This window comes from Enterobacter cloacae, from assembly GCF_011078175.1.
GTDB classification, from domain to species: Bacteria; Pseudomonadota; Gammaproteobacteria; order Enterobacterales; family Enterobacteriaceae; genus Enterobacter; species Enterobacter cloacae_Q.
This window is the reverse complement of sequence record NZ_JAALCJ010000017.1, coordinates 15,247-26,369: the sequence shown is the minus strand read 5'-3', so window position 1 is coordinate 26,369 and position 11,123 is coordinate 15,247. Positions and strand designations below refer to the sequence as shown.

The following is an 11,123-nucleotide window of genomic DNA, read 5'->3' as shown; positions in this document are numbered from 1 at the left end:
ACAGTTCTACTTCCGTACAACTGACGTGACCGGTACCATCGAACTGCCAGAAGGCGTAGAGATGGTAATGCCAGGCGACAACATCAAGATGGTTGTGACTCTGATCCACCCAATCGCGATGGACGACGGTCTGCGCTTCGCAATCCGTGAAGGTGGCCGTACCGTTGGCGCGGGCGTTGTTGCTAAAGTTCTGGGCTAATTAATTATCCCTGAAATAAAAAGGACGCTTCGGCGTCCTTTTTTGTTTTCTGCCGTAGAATCGCTGTCATAAAAATTCGCATTTTTTGTCTTCTCCCGCCACGTATTACGGCGCTTGTGCTATTGTAATCATAACCATTCTCACTTACACTTTGCGCATATTTTGAACGGGAGTCTTTATGTACGTTTGTTTATGTAATGGTGTAAGTGACAAAAAAATTCGTCAGGCCGTTCGCCAGTTTCAGCCACAATCTTTCCAGCAGCTTCGCAAGTTTGTTCCGGTGGGAAATCAATGCGGTAAATGCGTTCGTGCAGCGCGTGAGATCATGCAGGACGAACTGATGCAGATCCCGGAATTCAAAGAGATCGCGTAAGCCTCTATCTTTTTTTTGACATCCCCGTAGCCCGATCTACGCTTCAATGAGTGGAAGCGGAGGGACTATATAATGAAAGGTGATGTTAAAATCATAAGTTATCTCAATAAATTATTGGGAAATGAGCTTGTCGCAATCAATCAGTATTTTCTCCATGCAAGAATGTTCAAAAACTGGGGGCTGACTCGCCTCAACGATGTTGAATACCATGAGTCCATTGATGAAATGAAACACGCCGATAAATATATTGAGCGTATTTTATTCCTTGAAGGCATTCCTAACCTACAGGATCTCGGAAAACTTGGCATCGGAGAAGATGTCGAAGAGATGTTGCGTTCTGATCTCCGACTTGAGCTGGAGGGCGCCAAAGACTTACGTGAAGCCATTGCCTATGCGGACAGCGTACATGACTACGTCAGCCGCGATATGATGATCCAGATCCTGGCCGATGAGGAAGGGCATATCGACTGGCTTGAGACCGAGCTGGATCTTATTAGCAAAATTGGTCTTCAGAACTACCTTCAGTCTCAGATTAAAGTGGAAGGTTAATCAGGCTTTCCCAGCCAACGCATAAACCCGCTGCTGCCAGAAATGGCCCAAAAGGCAGTGGGTTTTTTAATGCCCGCTTATCAGGAGTTAACAACGACAGAGCAGTCAGATACAGCAGAGCCATCAGTGCGGCCAATAACGCCAGTAGTGGCAATACACACCAACCGTGCCATGCCCCCAGCGCCGCCAGATATTTTATGTCGCCATATCCCATCCCTTCACGCTGGCAGATGAGACGATATCCCCAATAGATAACGGCGAATCCGGCGTATCCTGCCATCGCACCCACTACCGCGCTCGGTAAAAAATCAGGATGGAGACAAAGCTGGTAAAGCAGGCCCGCCCATAGCAGCGGGCAAAGAAATTTATCGGGAAGAAGCCCCGTGCGAATATCGGTACGCACAAGCAAGACCGATAATGCAAAATAGATCAGCAGAAAGGGGAGGGACAGTAGCATAGCGAGAGCCTCAAAACGGTTTGAGCGCATACTCGTTATAATCTGCATGTCCGGCAATGTGTTAAAACGGCAATTGCGCAGCGGCTTCAGACAAAGAGTTGAGAAGGGATATTTTGCATAAAAAATTGCGAGGCCTTACGCAGAGTACATCTTTGGCGCTTAATTTCTAAACGGCACTTGCGTCTTCCCCAGATTTACGTATAATGCGCGGGCTTGTCGTAATTGACGGCGGGTTCAATCTGAACCAGAGTAGCTCACTTTGTTACTCAACAATGCTCCCAATTGGGGAGCTACGTAAGAACGGTTACACTCTCCCATCAATCGTAATGGGTTTGAGGAGTAATCATTTTCGTTTATAAAATAATTGGAGCTCTGGTCTCATGCAGAACCAAAGAATCCGTATCCGCCTTAAAGCGTTTGATCATCGTCTGATCGATCAATCAACCGCGGAAATCGTCGAGACTGCTAAGCGCACTGGTGCGCAAGTCCGTGGTCCGATCCCGCTGCCGACCCGCAAAGAGCGCTTTACCGTTCTGATTTCTCCGCACGTTAACAAAGACGCGCGCGATCAGTACGAAATCCGCACTCACAAGCGTCTGGTTGACATCGTTGAGCCAACTGAGAAAACCGTTGATGCTCTGATGCGTCTGGATCTGGCTGCCGGTGTAGACGTGCAGATCAGCCTGGGTTAATCAGGTCATCGAGCGATTGAGAGGTTGATACAATGATTGGTTTAGTCGGTAAAAAAGTGGGCATGACCCGCATCTTCACTGAAGATGGCGTTTCTATCCCAGTAACCGTAATCGAAGTCGAAGCAAACCGCGTTACTCAGGTTAAAGATCTGGCTAACGATGGCTACCGCGCTATTCAGGTTACCACAGGTGCTAAAAAAGCTAACCGTGTAACCAAACCAGAAGCGGGTCACTTCGCTAAAGCTGGCGTAGAAGCTGGCCGTGGTCTGTGGGAATTCCGTCTTGCTGAAGGCGAAGAGTTCACCGTAGGTCAGGACATTAGCGTTGAGCTGTTTGCTGACGTTAAAAAAGTTGACGTAACCGGTACCTCTAAAGGTAAAGGTTTTGCTGGTACCGTTAAGCGCTGGAACTTCCGTACCCAGGACGCTACTCACGGTAACTCCTTGTCTCACCGCGTTCCGGGTTCTATCGGTCAGAACCAGACTCCGGGCAAAGTGTTCAAAGGCAAGAAAATGGCAGGTCAGCTGGGTAACGAACGTGTAACCGTTCAGAGCCTGGACGTAGTACGTGTTGACGCTGAGCGCAACCTGCTGCTGGTTAAAGGTGCGGTCCCGGGTGCAACCGGTAGCGACCTGATCGTTAAACCAGCTGTGAAGGCGTAAGGGGATAGCAATGGAATTAGTATTGAAAGACGCGCAGAGCGCGCTGACTGTTTCCGAAACTACCTTCGGTCGTGATTTCAACGAAGCGCTGGTTCACCAGGTTGTTGTTGCTTATGCAGCTGGTGCTCGTCAGGGTACTCGTGCTCAGAAGACTCGTGCTGAAGTAACTGGTTCTGGCAAAAAGCCATGGCGCCAGAAAGGTACCGGCCGTGCGCGTTCAGGTTCTATCAAGAGCCCGATCTGGCGTTCAGGTGGCGTGACCTTCGCTGCGCGTCCACAGGACCACAGTCAAAAAGTTAACAAAAAGATGTACCGCGGCGCGCTGAAAAGCATCCTGTCCGAACTGGTACGTCAGGATCGTCTGATCGTTGTCGAGAAGTTCTCTGTAGAAGCGCCTAAAACTAAGCTGCTGGCTCAGAAACTGAAAGACATGGCTCTGGAAGATGTGCTGATCATCACCGGTGAGCTGGACGAGAACCTGTTCCTGGCCGCACGTAACCTGCACAAGGTTGACGTACGCGATGCGACTGGTATCGACCCGGTTAGCCTGATCGCCTTCGACAAAGTCGTAATGACTGCTGATGCTGTTAAGCAAGTTGAGGAGATGCTGGCATGATTCGTGAAGAACGTCTGCTGAAGGTGCTTCGCGCACCGCACGTTTCTGAAAAAGCGTCTACTGCGATGGAAAAAACAAACACCATCGTTCTCAAAGTTGCTAAAGACGCGACCAAAGCAGAGATCAAAGCTGCTGTGCAGAAACTGTTTGAAGTCGAAGTCGAAGTCGTTAACACCCTGGTAGTTAAAGGGAAAGTTAAACGTCACGGACAGCGTATCGGTCGTCGTAGCGACTGGAAAAAAGCTTACGTCACCCTGAAAGAAGGCCAGAACCTGGACTTCGTTGGCGGCGCTGAGTAAGTCGGAGGAGTAATACAATGGCAGTTGTTAAATGTAAACCGACATCTCCGGGTCGTCGCCACGTAGTTAAAGTGGTTAACCCTGAGCTGCACAAGGGCAAACCTTTTGCTCCGTTGCTGGAAAAAAACAGCAAATCCGGTGGTCGTAACAACAATGGCCGTATCACCACTCGTCACATCGGTGGTGGCCACAAGCAGGCTTATCGTATTGTTGACTTCAAACGCAACAAAGACGGTATCCCAGCAGTTGTTGAGCGTCTTGAGTACGATCCGAACCGTTCCGCGAACATCGCGCTGGTTCTGTACAAAGATGGCGAACGCCGTTACATCCTGGCCCCTAAAGGCCTGAAAGCTGGCGACCAGATTCAGTCTGGCGTTGATGCTGCAATCAAAGCAGGTAACACCCTGCCGATGCGCAATATCCCGGTTGGTTCTACCGTTCATAACGTAGAAATGAAACCAGGTAAAGGCGGTCAGCTGGCGCGTTCCGCAGGTACTTACGTTCAGATCGTTGCTCGTGATGGTGCTTATGTCACCCTGCGTCTGCGTTCTGGTGAAATGCGTAAAGTCGAAGCAGACTGCCGCGCTACTCTGGGCGAAGTTGGCAATGCTGAGCATATGCTGCGCGTTCTGGGTAAAGCTGGTGCTGCACGCTGGCGTGGTGTTCGTCCTACCGTTCGCGGTACTGCGATGAACCCAGTCGACCACCCACATGGTGGTGGTGAAGGTCGTAACTTTGGTAAGCACCCGGTAACTCCGTGGGGCGTACAGACCAAAGGTAAGAAGACCCGCAGCAACAAGCGTACTGATAAATTTATCGTACGTCGCCGTAGCAAATAATTTTAGAGGATAAGCCATGCCACGTTCTCTCAAGAAAGGTCCTTTTATTGACCTGCACTTGCTGAAGAAGGTAGAGAAAGCGGTGGAAAGCGGAGACAAGAAGCCCCTGCGCACTTGGTCCCGTCGTTCAACGATCTTTCCTAACATGATCGGTTTGACCATCGCTGTCCATAATGGTCGTCAGCACGTTCCAGTCTTTGTTACCGACGAAATGGTTGGTCACAAACTGGGTGAATTCGCACCGACTCGTACTTATCGCGGCCACGCTGCTGATAAAAAAGCGAAGAAGAAATAAGGTAGGAGGAAGAGATGGAAACTTTAGCTCAACATCGCCATGCTCGTTCTTCTGCACAGAAGGTTCGCCTTGTTGCTGACCTGATTCGCGGTAAGAAAGTGTCGCAGGCCCTGGACATCCTGACCTATACCAACAAGAAAGCTGCGGTATTGGTCAAGAAAGTACTGGAATCTGCCATTGCTAACGCTGAACACAACGATGGCGCTGACATCGACGATCTGAAAGTCGCGAAAATTTTCGTAGATGAAGGCCCAAGCATGAAGCGCATTATGCCGCGTGCGAAAGGTCGTGCAGATCGCATCCTGAAGCGCACCAGCCACATTACTGTGGTTGTGTCCGATCGCTGAGACTCTGGAGACTAGCAATGGGTCAGAAAGTACATCCTAATGGTATTCGCCTGGGTATTGTAAAACCATGGAACTCTACCTGGTTTGCGAACACCAAAGAATTCGCTGACAACCTGGACAGCGATTTTAAAGTACGTCAGTACCTGACTAAGGAACTGGCTAAAGCGTCTGTATCTCGTATCGTTATCGAGCGTCCAGCTAAGAGCATCCGTGTGACTATCCACACTGCTCGCCCTGGCATCGTTATCGGTAAGAAAGGCGAAGACGTAGAAAAACTGCGCAAGGTCGTAGCGGATATCGCTGGCGTTCCTGCACAGATCAATATCGCTGAAGTTCGTAAGCCTGAACTGGACGCTAAATTGGTTGCTGACAGCATCACTTCTCAGCTGGAACGTCGTGTTATGTTCCGTCGTGCTATGAAGCGTGCTGTACAGAACGCAATGCGTCTGGGCGCTAAAGGTATCAAAGTTGAAGTTAGCGGCCGTCTGGGCGGCGCGGAAATCGCACGTACCGAATGGTACCGTGAAGGTCGCGTACCGCTGCACACTCTGCGTGCTGACATCGACTACAACACCTCTGAAGCGCACACCACTTACGGTGTAATCGGCGTTAAGGTATGGATCTTCAAAGGTGAGATCCTGGGTGGTATGGCTGCTGTTGAACAACCGGAAAAACCGGCTGCTCAACCTAAAAAGCAGCAGCGTAAAGGCCGTAAATAAGGAGCGTCGCTGATGTTACAACCAAAGCGTACAAAATTCCGTAAAGTGCACAAAGGCCGCAACCGTGGTCTGGCGCAGGGTACGGATGTTAGCTTCGGCACTTTCGGTCTGAAAGCTGTTGGCCGTGGTCGTCTGACTGCACGTCAGATCGAAGCAGCACGTCGTGCAATGACCCGTGCAGTTAAGCGTCAAGGTAAGATCTGGATCCGTGTATTCCCGGACAAACCGATCACCGAGAAGCCACTGGAAGTTCGTATGGGTAAAGGTAAAGGTAACGTGGAGTACTGGGTTGCCTTGATCCAACCGGGCAAAGTCCTTTATGAAATGGACGGTGTTCCGGAAGAGCTGGCCCGTGAAGCCTTCGGCCTGGCAGCAGCGAAACTGCCTATCAAAACCACCTTTGTAACTAAGACGGTGATGTAATGAAAGCAAAAGAGCTGCGTGAAAAAAGCGTTGAAGAGCTGAACGCTGAGCTGCTGAACCTGCTGCGTGAGCAGTTCAACCTGCGTATGCAGGCTGCAAGTGGCCAGCTGCAACAGACTCACCTGCTGAAGCAAGTGCGTCGCAATGTTGCGCGCGTTAAGACTTTACTGACTCAGAAGGCGGGTGCGTAATGACCGATAAAATCCGTACTCTGCAAGGTCGTGTTGTTAGCGATAAAATGGAGAAATCCATTGTTGTAGCTATCGAACGTTTTGTGAAACACCCGATCTACGGTAAATTCATCAAGCGTACGACCAAACTGCACGTACATGACGAGAACAACGAATGTGGTATCGGCGACAAGGTTGAAATCCGTGAATGCCGTCCACTGTCCAAGACTAAGTCCTGGACGCTGGTTCGCGTTGTAGAGAAAGCGGTTCTGTAATAGAGTACGCATTCTCAATACGAATAAACGGCTCAGCGATGAGCCGTTTATTTTTTCTACCCATATTGCAGAAGCGGTGTTATAATGCCGCGCCCTCGATATGGGGCTTTTTAACGGCTCTGATTTTAGAGTCTCAGGTAGTAGTTGACATTAGCGGAGCACTAAAATGATCCAAGAACAGACTATGCTGAACGTCGCCGACAACTCCGGTGCACGTCGCGTAATGTGTATCAAGGTTCTGGGTGGCTCGCACCGTCGCTACGCAGGCGTAGGCGACATCATCAAGATCACCATCAAGGAAGCAATTCCACGTGGTAAGGTCAAAAAAGGTGATGTGCTGAAGGCGGTAGTGGTGCGCACCAAGAAGGGTGTTCGTCGCCCTGACGGTTCTGTCATTCGCTTCGATGGTAATGCATGCGTTATTTTAAACAATAACAGCGAGCAGCCTATCGGCACGCGTATCTTTGGGCCGGTAACTCGTGAACTTCGTACTGAGAAGTTCATGAAAATTATCTCTCTGGCACCAGAAGTACTCTAAGGAGCGAATCATGGCAGCGAAAATCCGTCGTGATGACGAAGTTATCGTGTTAACCGGTAAAGATAAAGGTAAACGCGGTAAAGTAAAAAATGTTCTGTCTTCCGGCAAACTCGTCGTTGAAGGTATCAACCTGGTTAAGAAACATCAGAAGCCGGTTCCGGCCCTGAACCAACCAGGCGGCATCGTTGAAAAAGAAGCTGCTATTCAGGTTTCTAACGTTGCAATCTTCAATGCGGCTACCGGTAAGGCTGACCGTGTAGGCTTTAGATTCGAAGACGGTAAAAAAGTCCGTTTCTTCAAGTCTAACAGCGAAACTATCAAGTAATTTGGAGTAGTACGATGGCGAAACTGCATGATTACTACAAAGACGAAGTAGTTAACAAACTCATGACTGAGTTTAGCTACAATTCTGTCATGCAAGTCCCTCGGGTCGAGAAGATCACCCTGAACATGGGTGTTGGTGAAGCGATCGCTGACAAGAAACTGCTGGATAACGCAGCAGCTGACCTGACAGCAATCTCCGGTCAAAAACCGCTGATCACCAAAGCACGCAAATCTGTTGCAGGCTTCAAAATCCGTCAGGGCTATCCGATCGGCTGTAAAGTAACTCTGCGTGGCGAACGCATGTGGGAGTTCCTTGAGCGCCTGATCACTATTGCTGTTCCACGTATCCGTGACTTCCGTGGCTTGTCCGCTAAGTCTTTCGACGGTCGTGGTAACTACAGCATGGGTGTCCGTGAGCAGATCATCTTCCCAGAAATCGACTACGATAAAGTCGACCGCGTGCGTGGTTTGGATATTACCATTACCACTACTGCGAAATCTGATGAAGAAGGCCGTGCTCTGCTGGCTGCCTTTGACTTCCCGTTCCGCAAGTAAGGTAGGGTTACTGAATGGCTAAGCAATCAATGAAAGCACGCGAAGTAAAGCGCGTAGCTTTAGCTGATAAATTCTTCGCTAAACGCGCTGAACTGAAAGCGATCATTTCTGATGTGAACGCTTCCGACGAAGATCGTTGGAATGCGGTTCTCAAGCTGCAGTCTCTGCCGCGTGATTCCAGCCCGTCTCGTCAGCGTAACCGCTGTCGTCAAACAGGTCGTCCACATGGTTATGTGGGCAAGTTTGGGTTGAGCCGTATCAAACTGCGTGAAGCCGCCATGCGCGGTGAAGTACCAGGCTTGAAAAAGGCTAGCTGGTAATTACCAATTGAATCACGGGAGTAAAGACAGATGAGCATGCAAGATCCGATCGCGGATATGCTGACCCGTATCCGTAACGGTCAGGCCGCGAACAAAGTTGCGGTCACCATGCCTTCCGCCAAGCTGAAAGTGGCAATTGCCAACGTGCTGAAGGAAGAAGGTTTTATCGAAGATTTTAAAGTTGAAGGCGACACCAAGCCGGAACTGGAACTTACTCTCAAGTATTTCCAGGGTAAAGCTGTTGTAGAAAGCATTCAGCGTGTCAGCCGCCCAGGCCTGCGCATCTATAAGAAAAAAGATGAGCTGCCAAAAGTTATGGCTGGTCTTGGTATCGCAGTTGTTTCTACCTCTAAAGGTGTTATGACTGATCGTGCAGCGCGCCAGGCTGGTCTTGGTGGCGAAATTATCTGCTACGTAGCCTAATCGGAGGAAAGAATGTCTCGTGTTGCTAAAGCACCGGTCGTTATTCCTGCCGGCGTTGATGTAAAAATCGACGGTCAGGTTATTACGATCAAAGGTAAAAACGGCGAGCTGACTCGTACCCTCAACAAAGCTGTTGAAGTTAAACATGCAGATAACGCTCTGACCTTCGGTCCACGTGATGGTTTCGTGGATGGCTGGGCTCAGGCTGGTACCGCGCGTGCCCTGCTGAACTCAATGGTTGTTGGTGTTACCGAAGGCTTCACTAAAAAGCTTCAGCTGGTTGGTGTAGGTTATCGTGCAGCTATCAAAGGGAATGCAGTAGGCCTGTCTCTGGGCTTCTCACACCCTGTTGAGCATCCGCTGCCGGCCGGTATCACTGCAGAATGTCCGACTCAAACTGAAATCGTGCTGAAAGGCGCTGATAAGCAGCTGATCGGTCAGGTTGCAGCAGATCTGCGCGCCTACCGTCGTCCTGAGCCTTATAAAGGCAAGGGTGTTCGTTACGCCGACGAAGTCGTGCGTACCAAAGAGGCTAAGAAGAAGTAAGGTAACACTATGGATAAGAAATCTGCTCGTATCCGTCGTGCGACCCGCGCACGCCGCAAGCTCAAAGAGCTGGGTGCAACTCGCCTGGTGGTACATCGTACCCCGCGTCATATTTACGCACAGGTAATTGCACCGAACGGTTCTGAAGTTCTGGTAGCTGCTTCTACTGTAGAAAAAGCTATCTCAGAACAATTGAAGTATACCGGTAACAAAGACGCCGCAGCAGCTGTAGGTAAAGCTGTCGCTGAACGCGCTCTGGAAAAAGGCATCAGCAATGTTTCCTTTGACCGTTCCGGGTTCCAATATCATGGTCGTGTCCAGGCACTGGCAGATGCTGCCCGTGAAGCTGGCCTTCAGTTCTAAGGTAGAGGTGTAAGATGGCTCACATCGAAAAACAGGCTGGCGAACTGCAGGAAAAGCTGATCGCGGTAAACCGCGTATCTAAAACCGTTAAAGGTGGTCGTATTTTCTCCTTCACAGCTCTGACTGTAGTGGGTGATGGTAACGGTCGCGTTGGTTTTGGTTACGGTAAAGCGCGTGAAGTTCCAGCAGCGATCCAGAAAGCGATGGAAAAAGCCCGTCGCAATATGATTAACGTCGCGCTGAACAACGGTACCCTGCAACACCCAGTTAAAGGTGTTCACACGGGTTCTCGTGTATTCATGCAGCCAGCTTCAGAAGGTACCGGTATCATCGCCGGTGGTGCAATGCGCGCCGTTCTGGAAGTTGCTGGAGTTCATAACGTTCTGGCTAAAGCATATGGTTCCACCAACCCGATCAACGTGGTTCGTGCAACTATTGATGGCCTGGAAAATATGAATTCTCCAGAAATGGTCGCTGCCAAGCGTGGTAAATCCGTTGAAGAAATTCTGGGGTAATTGACCATGGCAAAGACTATTAAAATCACTCAAACCCGCAGTGCAATCGGTCGTCTGCCGAAACACAAGGCAACGCTGCTTGGCCTGGGTCTGCGTCGTATTGGTCATACCGTTGAGCGCGAGGATACTCCTGCTGTTCGTGGTATGGTCAACGCGGTTTACTTCATGGTTAAAGTTGAGGAGTAAGAGATGCGTTTAAATACTCTGTCTCCGGCCGAAGGCTCTAAAAAGGCGGGTAAACGCCTGGGTCGTGGTATCGGTTCTGGCCTCGGCAAAACCGGTGGTCGTGGTCACAAAGGTCAGAACTCTCGTTCTGGCGGTGGCGTACGTCGCGGTTTCGAGGGTGGCCAGATGCCACTGTACCGTCGTCTGCCGAAGTTCGGCTTCACCTCTCGCAAAGCAGCGATCACAGCGGAAATCCGTCTGTCTGACCTGGCGAAAGTTGAAGGCGGCGTTGTAGACCTGAATACGCTGAAAGCGGCTAACATTATCGGTATCCAGATCGAGTTCGCGAAAGTGATCCTGGCTGGTGAAGTTTCTACTCCGGTAACTGTTCGCGGCCTGCGTGTTACTAAAGGTGCTCGTGCTGCTATCGAAGCTGCTGGCGGTAAAATTGAGGAATAA

24 protein-coding genes and 1 pseudogene are annotated in these 11,123 nt (G+C 50.1%); 24 read left to right on the top strand and 1 reads right to left on the bottom strand.

Annotation, left to right across the window (positions count from 1 at the left end):
* The 3 genes and pseudogenes from tuf to bfr all read left to right on the top strand — a co-directional run.
* Positions 1-199, top strand: a pseudogene (tuf, locus tag G6Q29_RS21300) (elongation factor Tu); the annotation flags it as partial.
* 178 nt (positions 200-377) lie between these two features.
* Positions 378-572 (top strand): bacterioferritin-associated ferredoxin, encoded by a 195-nt coding sequence (gene bfd, locus G6Q29_RS21295; protein WP_003863268.1) that lies wholly within the window; start codon positions 378-380, stop codon positions 570-572.
* 72 nt (positions 573-644) lie between these two features.
* Positions 645-1,121, top strand: a complete 477-nt coding sequence (gene bfr, locus G6Q29_RS21290; RefSeq protein ID WP_165466993.1) for a bacterioferritin — start codon at positions 645-647, stop codon at positions 1,119-1,121.
* Here the strand turns inward: bfr and G6Q29_RS21285 are convergent.
* The gene (locus G6Q29_RS21285) at positions 1,105-1,578 is read right to left on the bottom strand and encodes a prepilin peptidase (RefSeq protein WP_165466992.1); all 474 of its coding nucleotides are present in this window, start codon (positions 1,576-1,578) and stop codon (positions 1,105-1,107) included. The genes bfr and G6Q29_RS21285 overlap by 17 nt on opposite strands.
* Positions 1,579-1,958: 380 nt before the next feature.
* Between G6Q29_RS21285 and rpsJ the strand changes: the two genes are divergently transcribed.
* From rpsJ to rplO, 21 genes are all read left to right on the top strand, one after another.
* Positions 1,959-2,270: a 30S ribosomal protein S10 gene (rpsJ, locus tag G6Q29_RS21280; RefSeq protein ID WP_001181005.1), complete on the top strand. Its 312-nt coding sequence runs from the start codon at positions 1,959-1,961 to the stop codon at positions 2,268-2,270.
* Between the two features lie 32 nt (positions 2,271-2,302).
* Positions 2,303-2,932 (top strand): 50S ribosomal protein L3, encoded by a 630-nt coding sequence (rplC, locus tag G6Q29_RS21275; RefSeq protein ID WP_003863274.1) that lies wholly within the window; start codon positions 2,303-2,305, stop codon positions 2,930-2,932.
* A 10-nt stretch (positions 2,933-2,942) separates the two neighbouring features.
* Positions 2,943-3,548: a 50S ribosomal protein L4 gene (gene rplD / locus G6Q29_RS21270; RefSeq protein WP_000424395.1), complete on the top strand. Its 606-nt coding sequence runs from the start codon at positions 2,943-2,945 to the stop codon at positions 3,546-3,548.
* Positions 3,545-3,847, top strand: coding sequence for a 50S ribosomal protein L23 (rplW, locus tag G6Q29_RS21265; RefSeq protein ID WP_000617546.1), 303 nt, complete (start codon positions 3,545-3,547; stop codon positions 3,845-3,847). Before rplD ends, rplW begins: the two co-directional genes overlap by 4 nt.
* A gap of 17 nt (positions 3,848-3,864) precedes the next feature.
* Positions 3,865-4,686, top strand: a complete 822-nt coding sequence (gene rplB / locus G6Q29_RS21260) for a 50S ribosomal protein L2 (protein ID WP_000301859.1) — start codon at positions 3,865-3,867, stop codon at positions 4,684-4,686.
* A 16-nt stretch (positions 4,687-4,702) separates the two neighbouring features.
* Positions 4,703-4,981 (top strand): 30S ribosomal protein S19, encoded by a 279-nt coding sequence (gene rpsS / locus G6Q29_RS21255; RefSeq protein WP_001138117.1) that lies wholly within the window; start codon positions 4,703-4,705, stop codon positions 4,979-4,981.
* A gap of 14 nt (positions 4,982-4,995) precedes the next feature.
* Positions 4,996-5,328, top strand: a complete 333-nt coding sequence (gene rplV, locus G6Q29_RS21250) for a 50S ribosomal protein L22 (RefSeq protein ID WP_002919773.1) — start codon at positions 4,996-4,998, stop codon at positions 5,326-5,328.
* A 17-nt stretch (positions 5,329-5,345) separates the two neighbouring features.
* A complete protein-coding gene (gene rpsC, locus G6Q29_RS21245) occupies positions 5,346-6,047 on the top strand; it encodes a 30S ribosomal protein S3 (protein ID WP_000529945.1) in 702 nt (233 codons plus the stop codon).
* Positions 6,048-6,059: 12 nt separating this feature from the next.
* Positions 6,060-6,470 carry a 50S ribosomal protein L16 gene (rplP, locus tag G6Q29_RS21240; protein WP_002919759.1) on the top strand — a complete coding sequence of 137 codons (411 nt, stop codon included), beginning with the start codon at positions 6,060-6,062 and terminating at the stop codon, positions 6,468-6,470.
* Complete coding sequence (gene rpmC, locus G6Q29_RS21235; RefSeq protein ID WP_003863282.1) at positions 6,470-6,661, top strand: 50S ribosomal protein L29; 192 nt, start codon at positions 6,470-6,472, stop codon at positions 6,659-6,661. The genes rplP and rpmC overlap by 1 nt, the downstream gene beginning before the upstream one ends.
* A complete protein-coding gene (gene rpsQ, locus G6Q29_RS21230; RefSeq protein ID WP_002438707.1) occupies positions 6,661-6,915 on the top strand; it encodes a 30S ribosomal protein S17 in 255 nt (84 codons plus the stop codon). The genes rpmC and rpsQ overlap by 1 nt, the downstream gene beginning before the upstream one ends.
* 166 nt (positions 6,916-7,081) lie before the next feature.
* Complete coding sequence (gene rplN, locus G6Q29_RS21225; protein ID WP_002919748.1) at positions 7,082-7,453, top strand: 50S ribosomal protein L14; 372 nt, start codon at positions 7,082-7,084, stop codon at positions 7,451-7,453.
* A 10-nt stretch (positions 7,454-7,463) separates the two neighbouring features.
* Entirely contained in the window at positions 7,464-7,778 is a 315-nt protein-coding gene (gene rplX / locus G6Q29_RS21220) for a 50S ribosomal protein L24 (RefSeq protein ID WP_003863287.1), read from the top strand.
* 14 nt (positions 7,779-7,792) lie between these two features.
* Positions 7,793-8,332, top strand: a complete 540-nt coding sequence (rplE, locus tag G6Q29_RS21215) for a 50S ribosomal protein L5 (protein ID WP_022649589.1) — start codon at positions 7,793-7,795, stop codon at positions 8,330-8,332.
* A gap of 14 nt (positions 8,333-8,346) precedes the next feature.
* A complete protein-coding gene (gene rpsN / locus G6Q29_RS21210) occupies positions 8,347-8,652 on the top strand; it encodes a 30S ribosomal protein S14 (RefSeq protein ID WP_003863291.1) in 306 nt (101 codons plus the stop codon).
* 30 nt (positions 8,653-8,682) lie between these two features.
* Complete coding sequence (rpsH, locus tag G6Q29_RS21205) at positions 8,683-9,075, top strand: 30S ribosomal protein S8 (protein ID WP_006178918.1); 393 nt, start codon at positions 8,683-8,685, stop codon at positions 9,073-9,075.
* Between the two features lie 12 nt (positions 9,076-9,087).
* Positions 9,088-9,621: a 50S ribosomal protein L6 gene (rplF, locus tag G6Q29_RS21200; RefSeq protein ID WP_003863296.1), complete on the top strand. Its 534-nt coding sequence runs from the start codon at positions 9,088-9,090 to the stop codon at positions 9,619-9,621.
* Positions 9,622-9,630: 9 nt separating this feature from the next.
* Positions 9,631-9,984 (top strand): 50S ribosomal protein L18, encoded by a 354-nt coding sequence (gene rplR, locus G6Q29_RS21195; protein ID WP_003863297.1) that lies wholly within the window; start codon positions 9,631-9,633, stop codon positions 9,982-9,984.
* Positions 9,985-9,998: 14 nt separating this feature from the next.
* Entirely contained in the window at positions 9,999-10,499 is a 501-nt protein-coding gene (rpsE, locus tag G6Q29_RS21190) for a 30S ribosomal protein S5 (RefSeq protein WP_003863299.1), read from the top strand.
* Positions 10,500-10,505: 6 nt separating this feature from the next.
* Positions 10,506-10,685 (top strand): 50S ribosomal protein L30, encoded by a 180-nt coding sequence (gene rpmD, locus G6Q29_RS21185; protein WP_003863301.1) that lies wholly within the window; start codon positions 10,506-10,508, stop codon positions 10,683-10,685.
* Between the two features lie 3 nt (positions 10,686-10,688).
* Positions 10,689-11,123: a 50S ribosomal protein L15 gene (gene rplO / locus G6Q29_RS21180; protein WP_003863304.1), complete on the top strand. Its 435-nt coding sequence runs from the start codon at positions 10,689-10,691 to the stop codon at positions 11,121-11,123.

Coding starts and splice junctions, on each gene's coding strand:
- bfd (WP_003863268.1), top strand. CDS start 378: ATGTACGTTTGTTTATGTAATGGTGTAAGTGACAAAAAAATTCGTCAG.
- bfr (WP_165466993.1), top strand. CDS start 645: ATGAAAGGTGATGTTAAAATCATAAGTTATCTCAATAAATTATTGGGA.
- G6Q29_RS21285 (WP_165466992.1), bottom strand. CDS start 1,578: ATGCTACTGTCCCTCCCCTTTCTGCTGATCTATTTTGCATTATCGGTC.
- rpsJ (WP_001181005.1), top strand. CDS start 1,959: ATGCAGAACCAAAGAATCCGTATCCGCCTTAAAGCGTTTGATCATCGT.
- rplC (WP_003863274.1), top strand. CDS start 2,303: ATGATTGGTTTAGTCGGTAAAAAAGTGGGCATGACCCGCATCTTCACT.
- rplD (WP_000424395.1), top strand. CDS start 2,943: ATGGAATTAGTATTGAAAGACGCGCAGAGCGCGCTGACTGTTTCCGAA.
- rplW (WP_000617546.1), top strand. CDS start 3,545: ATGATTCGTGAAGAACGTCTGCTGAAGGTGCTTCGCGCACCGCACGTT.
- rplB (WP_000301859.1), top strand. CDS start 3,865: ATGGCAGTTGTTAAATGTAAACCGACATCTCCGGGTCGTCGCCACGTA.
- rpsS (WP_001138117.1), top strand. CDS start 4,703: ATGCCACGTTCTCTCAAGAAAGGTCCTTTTATTGACCTGCACTTGCTG.
- rplV (WP_002919773.1), top strand. CDS start 4,996: ATGGAAACTTTAGCTCAACATCGCCATGCTCGTTCTTCTGCACAGAAG.
- rpsC (WP_000529945.1), top strand. CDS start 5,346: ATGGGTCAGAAAGTACATCCTAATGGTATTCGCCTGGGTATTGTAAAA.
- rplP (WP_002919759.1), top strand. CDS start 6,060: ATGTTACAACCAAAGCGTACAAAATTCCGTAAAGTGCACAAAGGCCGC.
- rpmC (WP_003863282.1), top strand. CDS start 6,470: ATGAAAGCAAAAGAGCTGCGTGAAAAAAGCGTTGAAGAGCTGAACGCT.
- rpsQ (WP_002438707.1), top strand. CDS start 6,661: ATGACCGATAAAATCCGTACTCTGCAAGGTCGTGTTGTTAGCGATAAA.
- rplN (WP_002919748.1), top strand. CDS start 7,082: ATGATCCAAGAACAGACTATGCTGAACGTCGCCGACAACTCCGGTGCA.
- rplX (WP_003863287.1), top strand. CDS start 7,464: ATGGCAGCGAAAATCCGTCGTGATGACGAAGTTATCGTGTTAACCGGT.
- rplE (WP_022649589.1), top strand. CDS start 7,793: ATGGCGAAACTGCATGATTACTACAAAGACGAAGTAGTTAACAAACTC.
- rpsN (WP_003863291.1), top strand. CDS start 8,347: ATGGCTAAGCAATCAATGAAAGCACGCGAAGTAAAGCGCGTAGCTTTA.
- rpsH (WP_006178918.1), top strand. CDS start 8,683: ATGAGCATGCAAGATCCGATCGCGGATATGCTGACCCGTATCCGTAAC.
- rplF (WP_003863296.1), top strand. CDS start 9,088: ATGTCTCGTGTTGCTAAAGCACCGGTCGTTATTCCTGCCGGCGTTGAT.
- rplR (WP_003863297.1), top strand. CDS start 9,631: ATGGATAAGAAATCTGCTCGTATCCGTCGTGCGACCCGCGCACGCCGC.
- rpsE (WP_003863299.1), top strand. CDS start 9,999: ATGGCTCACATCGAAAAACAGGCTGGCGAACTGCAGGAAAAGCTGATC.
- rpmD (WP_003863301.1), top strand. CDS start 10,506: ATGGCAAAGACTATTAAAATCACTCAAACCCGCAGTGCAATCGGTCGT.
- rplO (WP_003863304.1), top strand. CDS start 10,689: ATGCGTTTAAATACTCTGTCTCCGGCCGAAGGCTCTAAAAAGGCGGGT.